Annotated in this window: 13 protein-coding genes; 7 read left to right on the forward strand and 6 right to left on the reverse strand. The window is 60.2% G+C overall.

All coding sequences use genetic code 11. From position 1 onward, the window contains the following. The first annotated feature begins 336 nt into the window (after positions 1-336). Together J3R75_RS03775 and J3R75_RS03780 are read left to right on the forward strand one after the other, a co-directional pair. A complete protein-coding gene (locus tag J3R75_RS03775; RefSeq protein ID WP_307260007.1) occupies positions 337-516 on the forward strand; it encodes a hypothetical protein in 180 nt (59 codons plus the stop codon). A 93-nt stretch (positions 517-609) separates the two neighbouring features. Beyond that, the gene (locus tag J3R75_RS03780; protein WP_307260008.1) at positions 610-858 is read left to right on the forward strand and encodes a hypothetical protein; all 249 of its coding nucleotides are present in this window, start codon (positions 610-612) and stop codon (positions 856-858) included. Between the two features lie 342 nt (positions 859-1,200). On the opposite strand, the gene J3R75_RS03785 is transcribed toward J3R75_RS03780, so the two are convergent. After that, positions 1,201-1,668, reverse strand: a complete 468-nt coding sequence (locus J3R75_RS03785) for a hypothetical protein (RefSeq protein ID WP_307260009.1) — start codon at positions 1,666-1,668, stop codon at positions 1,201-1,203. Between the two features lie 241 nt (positions 1,669-1,909). On the opposite strand from J3R75_RS03785, the gene J3R75_RS03790 reads away from it, so the two are divergent. Then, positions 1,910-2,365 (forward strand): hypothetical protein, encoded by a 456-nt coding sequence (locus J3R75_RS03790; RefSeq protein ID WP_307260010.1) that lies wholly within the window; start codon positions 1,910-1,912, stop codon positions 2,363-2,365. Positions 2,366-2,588: 223 nt separating this feature from the next. On the opposite strand, the gene J3R75_RS03795 is transcribed toward J3R75_RS03790, so the two are convergent. Then, a complete protein-coding gene (locus tag J3R75_RS03795) occupies positions 2,589-3,902 on the reverse strand; it encodes a tetratricopeptide repeat protein (RefSeq protein ID WP_307260011.1) in 1,314 nt (437 codons plus the stop codon). A gap of 726 nt (positions 3,903-4,628) precedes the next feature. Between J3R75_RS03795 and J3R75_RS03800 the strand changes: the two genes are divergently transcribed. Next, the gene (locus J3R75_RS03800) at positions 4,629-5,135 is read left to right on the forward strand and encodes a hypothetical protein (RefSeq protein ID WP_307260012.1); all 507 of its coding nucleotides are present in this window, start codon (positions 4,629-4,631) and stop codon (positions 5,133-5,135) included. 143 nt (positions 5,136-5,278) lie between these two features. On the opposite strand, the gene J3R75_RS03805 is transcribed toward J3R75_RS03800, so the two are convergent. From J3R75_RS03805 to J3R75_RS03820, 4 genes are all read right to left on the reverse strand, one after another. Further along, positions 5,279-6,409, reverse strand: a complete 1,131-nt coding sequence (locus J3R75_RS03805) for a hypothetical protein (protein WP_307260013.1) — start codon at positions 6,407-6,409, stop codon at positions 5,279-5,281. 17 nt (positions 6,410-6,426) lie between these two features. Continuing rightward, entirely contained in the window at positions 6,427-7,278 is an 852-nt protein-coding gene (locus J3R75_RS03810) for a hypothetical protein (protein ID WP_307260014.1), read from the reverse strand. 3 nt (positions 7,279-7,281) lie between these two features. Beyond that, positions 7,282-8,115 (reverse strand): hypothetical protein, encoded by an 834-nt coding sequence (locus J3R75_RS03815; protein ID WP_307260015.1) that lies wholly within the window; start codon positions 8,113-8,115, stop codon positions 7,282-7,284. 79 nt (positions 8,116-8,194) lie between these two features. Then, complete coding sequence (locus tag J3R75_RS03820; protein ID WP_307260016.1) at positions 8,195-8,914, reverse strand: IclR family transcriptional regulator; 720 nt, start codon at positions 8,912-8,914, stop codon at positions 8,195-8,197. On the opposite strand from J3R75_RS03820, the gene J3R75_RS03825 reads away from it, so the two are divergent. From J3R75_RS03825 to J3R75_RS03835, 3 genes are all read left to right on the forward strand, one after another. Then, on the forward strand, positions 8,908-9,297 hold the full coding sequence (locus tag J3R75_RS03825; protein WP_307260017.1) for a hypothetical protein: 390 nt from the start codon (positions 8,908-8,910) through the stop codon (positions 9,295-9,297). The two genes, J3R75_RS03820 and J3R75_RS03825, sit on opposite strands and share 7 nt — an antisense overlap. 61 nt (positions 9,298-9,358) lie before the next feature. Then, positions 9,359-10,387 (forward strand): GntR family transcriptional regulator, encoded by a 1,029-nt coding sequence (locus tag J3R75_RS03830; RefSeq protein WP_307260018.1) that lies wholly within the window; start codon positions 9,359-9,361, stop codon positions 10,385-10,387. Positions 10,388-10,422: 35 nt separating this feature from the next. After that, on the forward strand, positions 10,423-13,920 hold the full coding sequence (locus tag J3R75_RS03835; RefSeq protein ID WP_307260019.1) for a beta-galactosidase: 3,498 nt from the start codon (positions 10,423-10,425) through the stop codon (positions 13,918-13,920). The last annotated feature ends 5 nt before the right edge of the window (positions 13,921-13,925 follow it).

Genomic DNA, 13,925 nt, shown 5'->3' on the forward strand with positions numbered 1-13,925 from the left:
CACAAACCGCCCGCCGCCACTCCACGGCGCCAGGCAAGGACCGCCAGCCAGCCGACTTGATCGCCCCCACCCCCGCAGCCATTGCATCCCCCATATCAGGCATTGTCTTCTCCAGATGCGCTCGCAGCCACGCTCCACGGAGCCCCCCCGACGGCATCACGCATCGCGGCCCGCCACCGCCCTCCTCACGCCCGACATCGACATTGTCCGAGCGCAGCAGCAGCCGAAACGCGGCAGCGTGGCCGAAGCACCTTGAAACGGCCATAAAAGTAGCGCCATCGCACCGTTTTGCCAGTTGCTGCCGCCAGCGAAATGAACGCGCCAGGTAACCGGTCAGTGTACACCCCGGCGCTTCGCTGGGACAATTTGCAGGAAACCCGCGGCCCGCCGCCGCCCAGCCATCCGACCTTGATTTCCGCCGACCTTTACGGCATCGGTTTCATAGGAGTAACTATTCATGCGGCGGGGGAGACGGGCCGGGTACGGTCGGCGTGGATGACGAGGACGGTTTATTGAGCCGTCTTGTCGGAGTGGGCGAGACGCCCACTCCACGGCCGCGAGACGTAATCGGTAAGTAACCACTCCGGTGGGGTAAACACCGGGGACAATTTGCAGGAACCCCACGGCCCGCCGCCGCCCAGCCATCCGACCTTGATTTCCGCCGACCTTTACGGCATCGGTTTCATAGGAGTGTACACCCCGGCGCTTCGCTGGGACCATTTGCAGGATACCCACGGCCAGTCGCCGCCCATATGGGAGACTAACCAGGCAGCAAGTTTCATAGGAGTGATTGATATTTGTTGTCCCGGCGGCCGTTTTGAACACCCCGCCGCATACCGTCATCCCGGTGGTATTTGAGCGCTGAAAGCGCGATCGATGATAGCCCAGGGCAAGCGACGCCGAAGGCGGAGCGTCGCCCTGGGTAGAGCGCAAGTATTGTTCGTGTTCCTCGGCCTCTTTGGCCCCAGTCGGCTTCGCCGACTGGGGCCAAAGAGGCAATGGAACGATGTGTCTTCCCTTTCCTGTACCTAAGCGCCCTGCACGGTGTTTTTTTAGGCCGCCCCTACGGGGCTCCTATCGGATAGGACTCCTACCCAGGGCGACGCGCCCTGCAGGCGCTTGCCCTGGGCTGTCTTAGGCCGCGCCTTTGGCGCTGAAAACCAAAGGCCGCAAGAAAGCTTGGTAGCAATGGCTGACCAATTACGGGTAAGATATTCTGGGCCGCATTTGTTGCTTTGAAAAGGGAAGTTTTGATTGAAAATCGAAAAAAGCTGAACTGCTTAACGCCTTGCGGCCTTCGCCTCGCGACAGCCGCAAGGCGCTGAGCGTCAGCAGCTGTGAGCATGGTCTGGAATTTTCTCCGCTGTTTACGCGGAAGTCATGTCTATTTTTGGCTAAAGCAAGGCTGATAAAAACGCTTGCGCAGGCGAAAATCGTTTGGTGCTCCTTTTCGGATGACCTCGAACGAATTGAACTGCTGGAGCGAGTCCCTACGGTGCCTATTTCGTCATCTGACGTCTCTGCCCCGGCGCCGGTTGCCGCCATGTCAGTGACAGCCAGACAAATCCCCAGGTGCATACAAGCCCAGACCTCTGCCGTGCGCTCTGGAGCGGAAAATTTTGCCCGCACCGCATCCTCAAGGAGCAACGCTGGCAAGAAATCAAACAATGCGTCAAGAAGGCCATGCCACATTATGCACCCATGCCGGGTCTTAGGAGGGTGCATTGAGCAAGCGCCACCAAGCCCGACCAGGGCAGATGGAAGAGCTCTCAGAGAATCATAAAAATAAAACCATCGTTTCAAATATTTGTTTTAAACCGGCGTTTCATGGTTAGTGATCGCCAAAGTGCGGCCACCAAGGTTTGCGTGATCAGGAGTAGCAGGACATACCAACCCAGGAGGAACGACCATGAAGAAACACCACACAACTTATTTTGCAGCCCTCGTTCTCGGCGCCGGCGTCTTGATGGCCAGCAATGTCCAGGCCGGCGGTCATCACCGTGAGCGCCATCCGGATTTGCGTCTGGCGGTAGACATCATTGGCACCATCCTCTACGCGGCATCGCCCAAAACCGTCGTGGTTGCGCCAGAGCCAACACGAACCTATGTCGTAACCGAACCGGTCTGCCGCCCACGCACAGTGATTGTTACCGAACCGGTCTGCCGCCCACGCACGGTGGTTGTGAGCAGCAGCTACTGCCCGGCGCCCGTGGTCTATCATCGCCCGGCGCCCGTGGTCTATCATCGCCCGGCGCCCGTGATCCACCACCGTTCAAGCGGCCACTTCGATAGCGGTCGCGGGAACCATGACCGCGGTCGCGGCAATCACGTCACCGTCCGCCACGGCGGACGTCGCGGCCGCTGAGTAGGAATCTCACAACCGCACCGCAGCACCTGCGCCCGGCTGGAACCCCTTCCAGCCGGGCGCAGTTTTTTTGGTGCAAGTAAGAATCGCGCCAGAGGGCGGTTGCAGTCTTTGCGCACAACTTGGACGCCGCGACGGCACTTGCCAATCTGGCGCGACAACCCGACCAGCGGCATTTCTGCCTCGCCGTCACGAGTGCCTGGAGGCTCCCCCCTTGCCGGCGCTACTTGCGTTTGGCCAGCCACGCCTGCAGTTGCCGGATACTCTCGTCGAGTTCCGGACTAGGCGACATTTTCCGTGCCTCCTGCAGCTGTTGCAACGCCTCGGCCCAGTCTTCCCGGGCCATCGCGACGCGAGCCAGGGCCATGCGGGCTTCACGGGTAAATTCCGGGAGCAGCCGCGCGCGCGCGAAGCAGTCCTCGGCTGCCACCAGCTGACCATCGTCCAGAGCCAAGCGCCCCAGCGCGAGCAGCGCCGCGCCATCAAGGGGGTTTGCCGCCAACACCTGCCGCAGATAGGACCCGGCGGCGGTGCTGTCACCCGCCAGCAGGGCCAGTTGGGACTGGAGACGGCCGTAGGCGCCGCGGTCATCACCAGTCAACGCCGTCCCATCCCCGAGCAGTGCCAGCACCCGCCGCGCCTCTTCCTCGGCACCAGCGGCCAGCAGCGCTTGCGCGCAGCGCAACAACAGCCCCGGCGGTGCGTCAACGCCCGCGCGAGCCTGGCTCTCCAGCTGCTGCGCCGCCAGCCGATAGAGTTTCTCCGACAAAAACAACTCGAACAGTGTCTCCTGCATGCTGTCCGTCGCCACGGCGAAGCGCCGCGCCACGTCCAGCACAGCCATCGCCTCGCGATTGCGCCCGGCCTGCAGCTCCGCGTTGGCGATGACGCCCCACAGCCAAGTCTCCGTCGGCGCCGCGAGCACCTCGCTGCGGGCCAGTAACGCCGCATCAGCCAGGCGCCCCTGCTCGGCCAGGGCCTGAATGAGCATCAGCCGGCAGGAACGATCCTCGGGCCGCCACAGCAGCGCCTGCCGGCAGGCTCCCTCGGCAGCCAACGCATGGCCCCGCTCCAGCTCACAGCGCGCCAACAACGACCACAACTCGCCAGTGTCCAGACCGTGTGTCGTCGCCAACAGCACGCGCAGTTCCTGCGCTGCGGGCGTGTGCTCGCCCTGCATCACCAGCAACTTCGCCACATTCAGTCGCGCACGATGAAAATCAGGCGCGCGTTCGCACGCATCGCGAAATGCCGCCAGGGCCGCGCCGCGCTCCTCGGCACGAAGAAGAAAAACGCCGCGCGCAAATGGCAGCGCCGCGCTGCTCTCTGCGGTCGTCGCCGCCCGCAGCAGCTCGGCTGCCGCCGCCGGTGCCATACCCTCGGCCTGCTGCAGCAAAGACGCTTCGGCCTCGCTCAAGCCCGGCTCGACAGCATGAGCCAGCACGCCCAAAAAACCGGCCAGTAGCGCGCAACCAAAACCGAGCCAGCGCAACCGGCCAAGCCTGCCCATACACAATAAATTCCACGGCATCTTCATGTTATACACTTTTCCAATACAACAATTACACGACAAAGGTAATTACACATAAGGACAACTGCAGTCGTCACTTGCAACAAACGAAGAAAATGCATTTTACAGATGAATAGACTTCACCGCCCAAAGGGCGGCGACACGTGTTACCGGCAACGAAAAAACGCCGCCGATGCAGAGGGTCGGACATGATGACTGGAGCTAAGTATATCATCTGCTGCCAGCCATAACAACCAGCCCCATGCCTGTTCACACCGGCAGCAATGACCAAATCCCCCCCCAGAAACTCAGCTCCAGAGCCGCAACAACGCCAACAACGCCCCCGCACCGGGCCGAAACCCCTCACATAGCAGAATAAGCGGCGCCGACGCGTGACATAAGCAATAGCCCCCGACAAATAGCCACAGGCAACTTTCTGCCCGGCACACGAAAATCACCCTGGCAGCAATGAGTTGCATTACTGCATGAAAAATGCATTCAATGCAATTTTAATAACAAAAAACAATGCACTAAATCGCACAAAGAAAAGACGAAAAATACACACCGGGAAACATCAGATTTCATCTATTACAAGTGTAATAATCTATTATTCAGCAAATTATAAATTTTCATAACAAGTCACAAAATGCTGTTATCACCCACTTTTTTCATATTTTTATCATTGCAATTAAATGAAAGACATTATACATTCCGGTCAATGAAGCACTCCGCGCGGGGTGCAAGAGGAAACCCATGGGAAACCAGGAAAGGCAAAAGGACATGGTAGTTCACGACAACGCGCAGTTCACCCGTCTCACCTTCGATGGCACCTTCACCCAGGAAATCCGCGATGCCCTGCACCGGAAGCGTATTGAGCTGGGGCTGCCCTTCCAGAATGTCGCCAAATTTTTCGGCATCAACTGGTCGACCTTTCGCAAGTGGGAGCAAGGGCCGACCCTGCAATGCGAAATCAGCTATCGCCCCGTCATCGAGAAGTTCATCAATGGCGATCTTGATGAAGAAATCAACGACTTGTTCACCTACAAACCGTACGTCACCCTCAGTGGCAGTCGCCAGGCCCTTCCCGAAAACATCAATCTGTGTCTGGAACGCATTGGCAGCGCCTACGCCCTCTGCCGCAATCGCCCCGAACTGCGCGAGGAAATTCTCCACTTGGTAGACAAGGTGACCTTCAAGGCCCTTGAAGACCTCCTTAACCACCATGCCGGCGAAGAACTACTGCCCAAAAGCAGCCGCTAAAACCTGCCCGCCACGCGATCCGTTAGCGGCAGCAGAAAGGCCCGCAGCGACCACGTCGCTACAGGCCTTTACTATTTTCATCGTGGCTTATGCTGCCGCGATGGCCGTGCCAGCGGCATACTGTCGCCGGCACGGAGAACGCCTCACCACTGACCGGCGTCTTTGTCCGGATCTTGGTAAAGCTCGTTCAGGGCCTTCTTCTCGACGATACCGCCAGTCTGGTCTTCTTCCGGCGGGCAGAGTTCCCACTTGGGCCCCGGGAAGACTGGCGTCTGGAAGTTGTTCTGAGGAATGTTTTTGGTCTTCTCCTGGAACTCCATGCAGGCGCGGATGCAGCCTTTGGCGCCACAAACCGCCAGATAGCCGCAATGGCTGGATACCTGCATGATGTAGGGATAACCCATGGTACCCGGAAATTCCGGGTTTTGCCGATGCCACTGAGCCCGTCCCAACGAATGAGTGATCTTGTAGGCGAGCTCCTCAGACATCGTCGTGTCAGTGATGTCGAGGTTGAAGCCGGGGAAGTAGCGCTTCAGGAATGGCGAGGCCTTGTAGTTGATGCCATGATGCGTCGCCGTACAGCGGCCCATATTGACATCGCCCCATTCGTATTCCTGGCCTTCGATGTTGATCTTGATGCTCGGGCCACCCTTGGGCGGAATGGCGTTGCCGGGGCAATCCTTCACGCACTTCATGCAGCGCTTGCACAAGGTGCCAGGCTTGATCAGCGGGTCGGGCTCCAGCACCGCGTCCGTCAAAATCGTGCCGAGGCGCACGCGCGGACCAAAGACCGGATGCAGAAAGACCTTCGACCAACCCATCTCACCCAGGCCACAGGCCATGCCCGCGATGCGCACCTGAATCTGCACGTCCGGGGATGGCCGGCCGGGGATCGGATCGGGATTGTTCGGATAGGTCTCCGGCACGCCCGGATAGACCGGCACCGCCTCGAAACCGCATTCCTCAATGAAGCGGCTGAGTTCGTCCGTCACGATCGGCCGGAACAACGTGTTCAGACGATTGTAGGCGTAATACGTGTAGTTGTTCCAATGCGTGCCTTCCGTAATGCCACGATAGGTGCTTCGCGGGATCGGCTGCACAATCGATATCACCGACTTGCAGTCCGGAAAGATATTCAGCGGGTGCATCCGCTCCGGCGCTTCCGCAAAGCGTTCGATGTTGGCAACGCCGACGACGTCCACGCCGCCACCGCCACCGCCGATCTTCATCGCCAGGTCCTTCAACATCTTTGACGTCAAGACTTTTGCTGACATGCTGAGCTCCTCCAGAGTTATTGTACCTTGTCGCCGACAATATCACGGCCCCACGGGGCACTCTGTCGGAAGGGATGGGTGAATTTTTCCTGGGTGGCGCCCCGTTCTTCGAGGGCGGCGATGCAGACCCGGGAGCAAGCGGCGGCGACGCGCTCAACCGTGTTGAACCGGCCTTCGTTGGTCACAAAAGCGCCATTGCGGCAACGGCGGCACAAGTCGTTGTCCCGCGCGGCGACCAGGCTTTCGCAGCCCGCGAAACCCGCCTTGGTGCCCTTGTCCGGGTTCAGCGCCTGCAGCGGACAGGCCGCCACGCATTTGCCGCAATCTTTGCACAGATAGGGCTGGAAGGGCTTGTCGGCCTCCAGCTCGGCGTCGGTCAGCAACATCGCAAAGCGCTGGCGGGGGCCGAACTCCGGTGTCAAAAAAAGCCCGTTCAAGCCGGTCTCGCCAAGCCCGGCTGCTTGCGCCATAATACGATACTGAAGGATGACGTTCGGCGCGGGCTTGCCCGGCTCCACTGGGACGCCCACCGGCTGACCAGTGCAGTCATACGCGAACAACGGCACGGCCTCAAATCCGCGCGCTTCCATCCAGATATTCACATCGTAGGTCGTCTTGGCCAAAAAGTTATCTTCGAGGTCGATGAAGCCGAACTGCGCGAAGGAGTTGTCCATCTCCGTGCCCTGTTCGATACCGCGCAGCGCACCGCGGGGGATCTTGCGGCCAATGATGATCACGTTCTTGGCCTGCGGGAATATGGACAGCGGGTTGTCTTCCTTGGGCAGATAAGCCAGGGACGCCGTCGAGGCAATGCCGACCAAATCAGCGCCGAAGCTCTTCGCCGCAGCCTTGAGTTCTTGTGAGGTCATGACTTATTCTCCTTTCTTCGGCAGGGGCTTCACCGTGGCCTTGCCATGAATGTCCCGTTCCCACACGGCGCGCTTGCGGAACGGCGTATTGAAGCGCTCCTCAATCTTGTCTTCCAAAGCGACCATGCAGGCACGGCCGCAAGCCGCCGCCAAGCGGTCAAGCGGCTCGAAACGCAGCCCGCCGCTGTTCTGCCGGCCATTCTGGCAGAGCCCGCAGAGCTTCGTGTTCAAGGCAAAAGTGCTCGCGCCCGAAGCCGTCAACGCCTGTAGCGGACAGGCCCGCAAGCAGGCATCGCAGTCCTTGCACAAATCCAGCTCGACCAGCGGATCGCCAGCCAGCTCCAGGTCCGTCAATATCAACCCAAAGCGCTGACGATGGCCGTACTTGCTGGTCAAAAAGAACCCGCCCTTGCCAATGCTGCCCAAACCCGCCGCCTGCGCAAAAAATTTCGTGTCGAGACTGACGTTGGCGGCGACGCCTTCGTTGCCGATGACCTTGTTTTCGCCACCGGGCATGCCGCCGCTCAGTGGCATGGCTTCAGCGCCGCAGCGTTCGAGGTCATTGCACAACGCGTAGGTCACGCGCGGAAAAAAGATCCCCTCGTGCCAGTCCCGGCCGTACATCGCATAGGTAGAATTGAAATTGGTACCTTCTTCCACGCCGCGGAAAGCCCCGCGCAGAATCTTCCGGCCAATGACGATCACCGACTTGCACTGCGGCATGATCGACCGCGGGTTCTTACCCGGCGCCAGATCAGCCCAGCGTTCGTACGACGCGATGCCGATAAGGTCCGCGCCGTGCTCTTTCGCCCGTTGTTTCAGTTCAGCTGCATTCATGCTAACCACACCTTTTTGATGAGTTGCCTTTGCTTCCTGCCCCGCTGCCATGCGGAACAACACCTGTAAACGAAAAACTTTATTGATCCTTGAACGCCATGATGTTGGCCGCCGTTTCCTTCAGACGCAGCAACAGCTCCCAGTCGTCACCGTCAGCCGGATGGCGCCCGCGGGGATAAAAGATGCCCAGCGCTGCCCGCAGGCCGTACTCAGGCAGCGGCAGTGGCACCGCCAATGCGTGAATCAACGCGTCCCTACTGAAAGAACAATGGCCGCTCGCCCGGATGTGCGCCAGTTCCACCTGCAGCGTCGCCAGATCATCGACCTCGGGCCAACCGCGATCCGGCAGCGTACGACCCGCCAGCCAAGTCTTGAGCTCGCTCTCCCGCAACAGGCTCAACAGCACCCGTCCCGTCGCCGTCGACAACAGCCGGTCGTCTTCGCCCTCCTGCGCCGACACCCGCAGGGCCTGCGTGCTCTCCAGAGCCACCAGCGTCCGCCGTTTGCCACGTTCGTAGAGACAAAAAACTGCTGTTTCCTGCACCCGATGCACCAGTTCGGACATCAGCCCGTGCGCATGCTGCGTCAGCCGTTGCACCACTCCGCCGGTATTACCCAGCTGCCGCGACTTGACCCCCAGGACATAATGACGGCCACTGACCTGATCCGCATAGCCCAATTCCACCAGCGTCGCCAGAATGTTGTGTGCCGTCGGCCCCTTCAACCCCGAACGCGCCGCCAAGTCCCCCAGCCCAAGGCCCTCTGGCCCAGCCGAGCTCAGCAGCTCCAATAATGCCATGCACCGTTCTATGGACTGAATCATGCCACGGTCACTCGTTCGCACCCACCAACAAACCGTATGTTTGGTTACACGAAAAACTCAGCAATGCTGAATTATCATTCAATGATGATAAAAAATACCATGCCGCAACCATTTTGCAAACGCCCCAAACAAGAAAATTTGCCGCTAGCGGCACCGAGCCGAGTCAGCGGCACCAAGCCGAACCTGGTGCGACAGGCCGCTTCTTCGGTCTGATCCGACTGATCCGACTGATCCAACTGATCCGACTGATCATCGACCTGATCGGTCCGATCGGTCCGATCCGTCCGATCCGTCCGCGACAAAAGACAGCAAATCCGTCCGGCCCGTCCGCGCAATATTTTTATCGCGCGTGGACTTGAAATCACAAAAGAAGCCTGCGATACTTATATCATGACATATATCATGGCATAGGAGGCCCTCATGTCCCGCAAAGAAAAATCGCCGGTTGGTTTACGTGTTCGTTATGGCATTGTGGAGTTGTTGTATCGCGCGCCGTCGCGGGAGACGCAGTTACCGTCCGCGTCGGAGTTGGCGAGCCGCTACAACATCTCGATGAGCACCGTCAACCGCGAATTGAAGAAGCTGGTTGAGGAAGGTCTGATCATCGGCCGGCAGGGCGTGGGAATGTTCACGGTCCCCAATGTGATCAAGATCGACGATCGGTTGCTTGGTCGGCGGCTTGTCGGCATCATCTACGGCGATGGCCGTTATTTGTGTTACGGCCTCTGCGAGTGGACCTTCATCACCAGCTGCGGCTTCGCGCTGCTGCCGGGGATAGCGCATCCACGATATGTGAATCTCATTGCCGGTCATCCCGACGACATTGCCGCGGAACTGCAATCACAGAGTCTGGACGGCATCATCGCCATCAGGCCATCGAAAAACCTCGCCCAGGCCCTGCAGACACTGCAATCCCATGGCATGCCAGTGGTCGCCGCCGGGAGCAACGTCGAGGGCATGCCGTCCCTCCTGGCTGATCACCGCCAAGCGGGACGCGACATGGCCAGGCAACTCCAGCAACGCGGCGTCCGCAGCATTCTATGGATGTCTTTCGATCCCATTTGCAGGGAACACCTAGCCGGTCTGCGGGAGTACTGCGCCGAAGCCAATACCAAAATCAAGATCAGCGAAGTCGCCAACATGAGCGAATTCGAGGCCAAGGTCAGCGATTACGCGCAGAAGAACGCCTTTCCCGACGCCGTCTTTCTCCACGGCGAGACGATCTGCGCCCTCCCGTCTACGCTGCAGCGCCTCGGCATCACGCCGCCAAATTGGCTGACGCTATCCGAAATTGAAAGCGCCGAACGACTGGCGAAGCACCACGGCCTCGTCCGCGCCTTCCCCTACCGCGACATCGCCCGCCAGGCCGCCGCATGCCTTGAAGAGCTGTTCGCGGGCAAGACCGTCGCCCCGGAATACACCTTTCACTATCAGGTCTCCGAGATGTAATCCCCGCCGATCCGAATACAACCAAAGGAAAAGACATGACGCCGATGTTCCGCCCCATCCATGCTTGGCTCAGCGCGATAATGCTGGCCGCCGGCGCCCACGCCGCCACGACCAACTTCTGGCCAAATCCCAGCTTTGAACAATGGGCGGGCGAAACCGGCCACGCCCGTTTCTACGCCACCAAGGTGGCTGTCGCGCAATCCAGCGCCGCCGCCCACAGCGGCGAGCACTCCCTGCACCTAGTGGACGACGACAGCGGCAAAAGCAATTCGACTTTTCATTTTTCGCCCCTCAATCAGCTGCGGGACGACATGGCCGGCCGCGTGGTCTTCATGTCCGCCTGGTGCAAACTCGTCTCCATGAGCGAGAATGCTCAAGTCGGCGTGGCCATCACCTGGACAGACGGCGCCGATACCTGGCACAACCGCTATCAGTTCATGGAATTAGCCGACCAAGGCGGCGACTGGCGACAACTGCAGGTCCGCGCCGAACTGCCCGCCGACCTCAAGCTGCTGCGCTTCGAACTATGGTGCTCAAATAAATGGTACCACAAAGGCGAGGCTTTCTTCGATGACGTGGCTGTCGGCTTCGATAGCCCGGCCAACCCCGCCGCCACGACGACCGCCGCCACTGGCGCCGGCGACCGCCCCCTCGGCATGGAATCCCTGCCGCCGCAGGACGACGCGACCCTGGCCATGCGCAAGGAATACGAGCAGCCGGTCATCTTCCGCGAAGACGGCCACGTCCGACCCGACATTCGCCAGGGCACCTGGTTCATGAACGGCCGACCCGAATTCTTCTTCGGCGGCTGGCTCTACAGCTCACAGACGACCTTTGATCGCGACTGGCCGAGGGCCAACCCAAACCGCCAGGGCATAGACCACATCGCCTACTACCAGCCGCCGTCAAAGATCGTGGCCGATGCTGTGGGCATCAACAGCTTCCAGATCGCCATGGAAAAAAAACCCGCCAACGCGCTCTTCGGCCTCAATGTCAAAGGCCCTGCGGAGTCCGAAAAAGATGTCCGGGAATTCTATACGGGCATGAAAGACCTCCCGTTGACCATGGAATTCACCTTTGCGCAGTACGAAGTCCAGCGGCAGCTGCCTGACCTGGCGGCCGCCATCAAACAGCAGTTCGCCATGTGGCATTCCTTCATTCCCTTCTGTCCCGAGCACCCAGCTGGCGACCACTACTACCGCTCCCTCTTCCGCGGTGGCGCCTTGGCAGCGCTGAAGAACCAGGCGAATGTCTTCTGTTGGGAGCTCTTCAATGAGTCCAGCTATTGCTGCGAATGCAACTACAACCGCCAAGCCTTCGCGAAAGCCATGCAGGAAAAATTCGGCTCCATCGCGGAAGCAAACCGCGTCTGGGGCACCATCTTCAAGAGCTTCGCCGAAGTGGCTGCCGTGACCGGCTACCGCCAGTTCCCACGCATCTGGCCCGACTGGTGCCACTTCTCCGCACAACGTTATGCGGACATCCTCAGGCTCTACAGCAACTACATCCGCCAATTCGACCAGCGCGACAAGGTCTACTTCGCCGAGCAAATGACTCTCAATCACCTGTGGACGGCGCGCGGCGCCGGCATGGACTACCGGCAGATTCTGCCCGCCATCGACGTCATCTCTGTCGAAGGCGGCCCCTGCCGTTACGGCGAACAAAGCGACCCACCCGAGGCGAAGGACGGCATGGAGGAAATCGTGGTCTCCCATCGCAAGGCTTTCATGCTCGGCGCCGCCATCATCGCCGGTATGAACAAGGACCAGAAGCCCGTGACCAACCACGAAAGCTACTGCATGCGCTATGAAGGCGGCGTCCGCGTCCCCAGCCGCCGCAGCGACATGATCAGCACCCTTTGGCTCAACCTCGTCAACGGCATGTCAACCGTCTACTGCTACAGCTGGGATAAACGCAGCCATGAATGGAAGGACTTGGCCAGCGCCGAAAAATCCGCCCAATCCGCCGGCTACAAAAACTCCATCCTCCTCAATCCCTACAACTGGCCGCCGTCCGAACTGGTCGCTTTTGATCTGTTCCGCAAAGAATTGGACCCCCTCAAAGAGCTGGCGCTGCCCTTCCCCCGCAGCAAGCCCGCCACCGTCGCCATCTTCCACAGCTATCCGACCCTGTACCTGGACGGCGTTGGCTCACGCGAGCCCGTAGGCCACTTCGGCAAAAAACTCAACGCGTGGTTTGAGGTGCTCAAGGAAAATCACTACCCGCTCGCCGTGGTCTTCGACGAAGACCTCAGCGCGGGCCTGCCAGCAAGCGTCGAAGCCCTGGTCATTCCCTGCGCCACCTACGCCACGGCGGAAAGCGTCGCCGCCATCGAGCGCTTCCGGCAACGCGGCGGCCGCATCATCGCCGACAGCAACGCGCTGATGTTTGACGAACGGGGCACGCCCTTCGCCCCGCGCGCCAACGACGGCATCACCCGCATCGACGCCGGCAAGATCGCCGGCCGCGCGCAGCTTATCCAGGCCCTCGCCGGCGTCAAGCGCTACGCCACCCTGACGCCGGCCCTCAGCAACTGCCACCTCGAGCTGATCGACCGCGGCGACCGCAAACTGCTCTTCCTCATGAATATGGCCGACCGCGAAACCCGCTGGTGCGACCTGCGACTCAATCTGCCCGACAATGGCGAATTCTACGTCTTCGACTACGTCAACCAACGCCTCTTCGCCAACGCCAGCAAGGACAGCTGGACCATGGCCGAACTCGCCAAGGGCATCCGTCTGCCCATCCCCTCGCAAGAACGCATGCTGCTCATGCTGCAGCGCGAAAAACCCGCCGGCTGCGAGCTGCTGCGACCGGCCGACCTGCCGGCGATGGCAGCCAGCATCGCCGCCGCCGAAGCGCCGGAACTGGCGAAAATCCAAGCCCTGCGCGAAACAGCCGAACGGCAGGAACTGGCCGACCGGCGCTATGACGGCGTCGTCGCCGCCAACTGCCGGCCGCTGAATTTGCGCGGCATCGCCAATATGGCGTTCAAAGACGACATCGCCGGCGACGAGCTCGGCGGCTGGTTCGACCAGGGCAGCAGCAACGACTTCGCCGCCATGCCCATCGGCAAACACACCCTCGCCGGCGTGCCCTTCGACATCATCGACCCCGCCAGCAACAACGGCAAGGGCGCCCTCCTCCTTTACGGCAAGGGCCGCCCATACTTCCCCAAGAGCGCAACCGGCGTCAGCGTCGGCGGCAAAGTCACCGCGCTCTATTTCCTCCACTGCATCGCCTGGCCGGGGGGAGACGACACCGTCGTCCTCAAATACGTCGCCCACTTCGCTGATGGCAGCAGCAGCGAAATACCCATCCGCCAAGCCGTCGAAATCCAAGACTGGCACCGCAAAAAGGTGCCCCGCAATGCCAAAATCGCCCTGGAAACAAGCAATAGCGACGTAAATGTCCAGCTGTTCTGCTACAAATGGGCCAATCCCCACCCGGATAAGGAACTCGTCAGTCTTGATGTGCTATCCACTGAAACCGGCTCCGTACCCGCCGTGGTCGCCATCACCGCCGAACAATAGGCACG

The sequence above is a fragment of the Oligosphaera ethanolica genome, assembly GCF_030814695.1.
Lineage (GTDB): Bacteria > Verrucomicrobiota > Lentisphaeria > Oligosphaerales > Oligosphaeraceae > Oligosphaera > Oligosphaera ethanolica.

What these genes read in the sequence shown, in the direction of transcription:
- J3R75_RS03790 (WP_307260010.1), top strand. Translation starts at nt 1,910, where the DNA reads ATGAAGAAACACCACACAACTTATTTTGCAGCCCTCGTTCTCGGCGCC.
- J3R75_RS03795 (WP_307260011.1), bottom strand. Translation starts at nt 3,902, where the DNA reads ATGAAGATGCCGTGGAATTTATTGTGTATGGGCAGGCTTGGCCGGTTG.
- J3R75_RS03800 (WP_307260012.1), top strand. Translation starts at nt 4,629, where the DNA reads ATGGGAAACCAGGAAAGGCAAAAGGACATGGTAGTTCACGACAACGCG.
- J3R75_RS03805 (WP_307260013.1), bottom strand. Translation starts at nt 6,409, where the DNA reads ATGTCAGCAAAAGTCTTGACGTCAAAGATGTTGAAGGACCTGGCGATG.
- J3R75_RS03810 (WP_307260014.1), bottom strand. Translation starts at nt 7,278, where the DNA reads ATGACCTCACAAGAACTCAAGGCTGCGGCGAAGAGCTTCGGCGCTGAT.
- J3R75_RS03815 (WP_307260015.1), bottom strand. Translation starts at nt 8,115, where the DNA reads ATGAATGCAGCTGAACTGAAACAACGGGCGAAAGAGCACGGCGCGGAC.
- J3R75_RS03825 (WP_307260017.1), top strand. Translation starts at nt 8,908, where the DNA reads ATGCCATGCACCGTTCTATGGACTGAATCATGCCACGGTCACTCGTTC.
- J3R75_RS03820 (WP_307260016.1), bottom strand. Translation starts at nt 8,914, where the DNA reads ATGGCATTATTGGAGCTGCTGAGCTCGGCTGGGCCAGAGGGCCTTGGG.
- J3R75_RS03830 (WP_307260018.1), top strand. Translation starts at nt 9,359, where the DNA reads ATGTCCCGCAAAGAAAAATCGCCGGTTGGTTTACGTGTTCGTTATGGC.
- J3R75_RS03835 (WP_307260019.1), top strand. Translation starts at nt 10,423, where the DNA reads ATGACGCCGATGTTCCGCCCCATCCATGCTTGGCTCAGCGCGATAATG.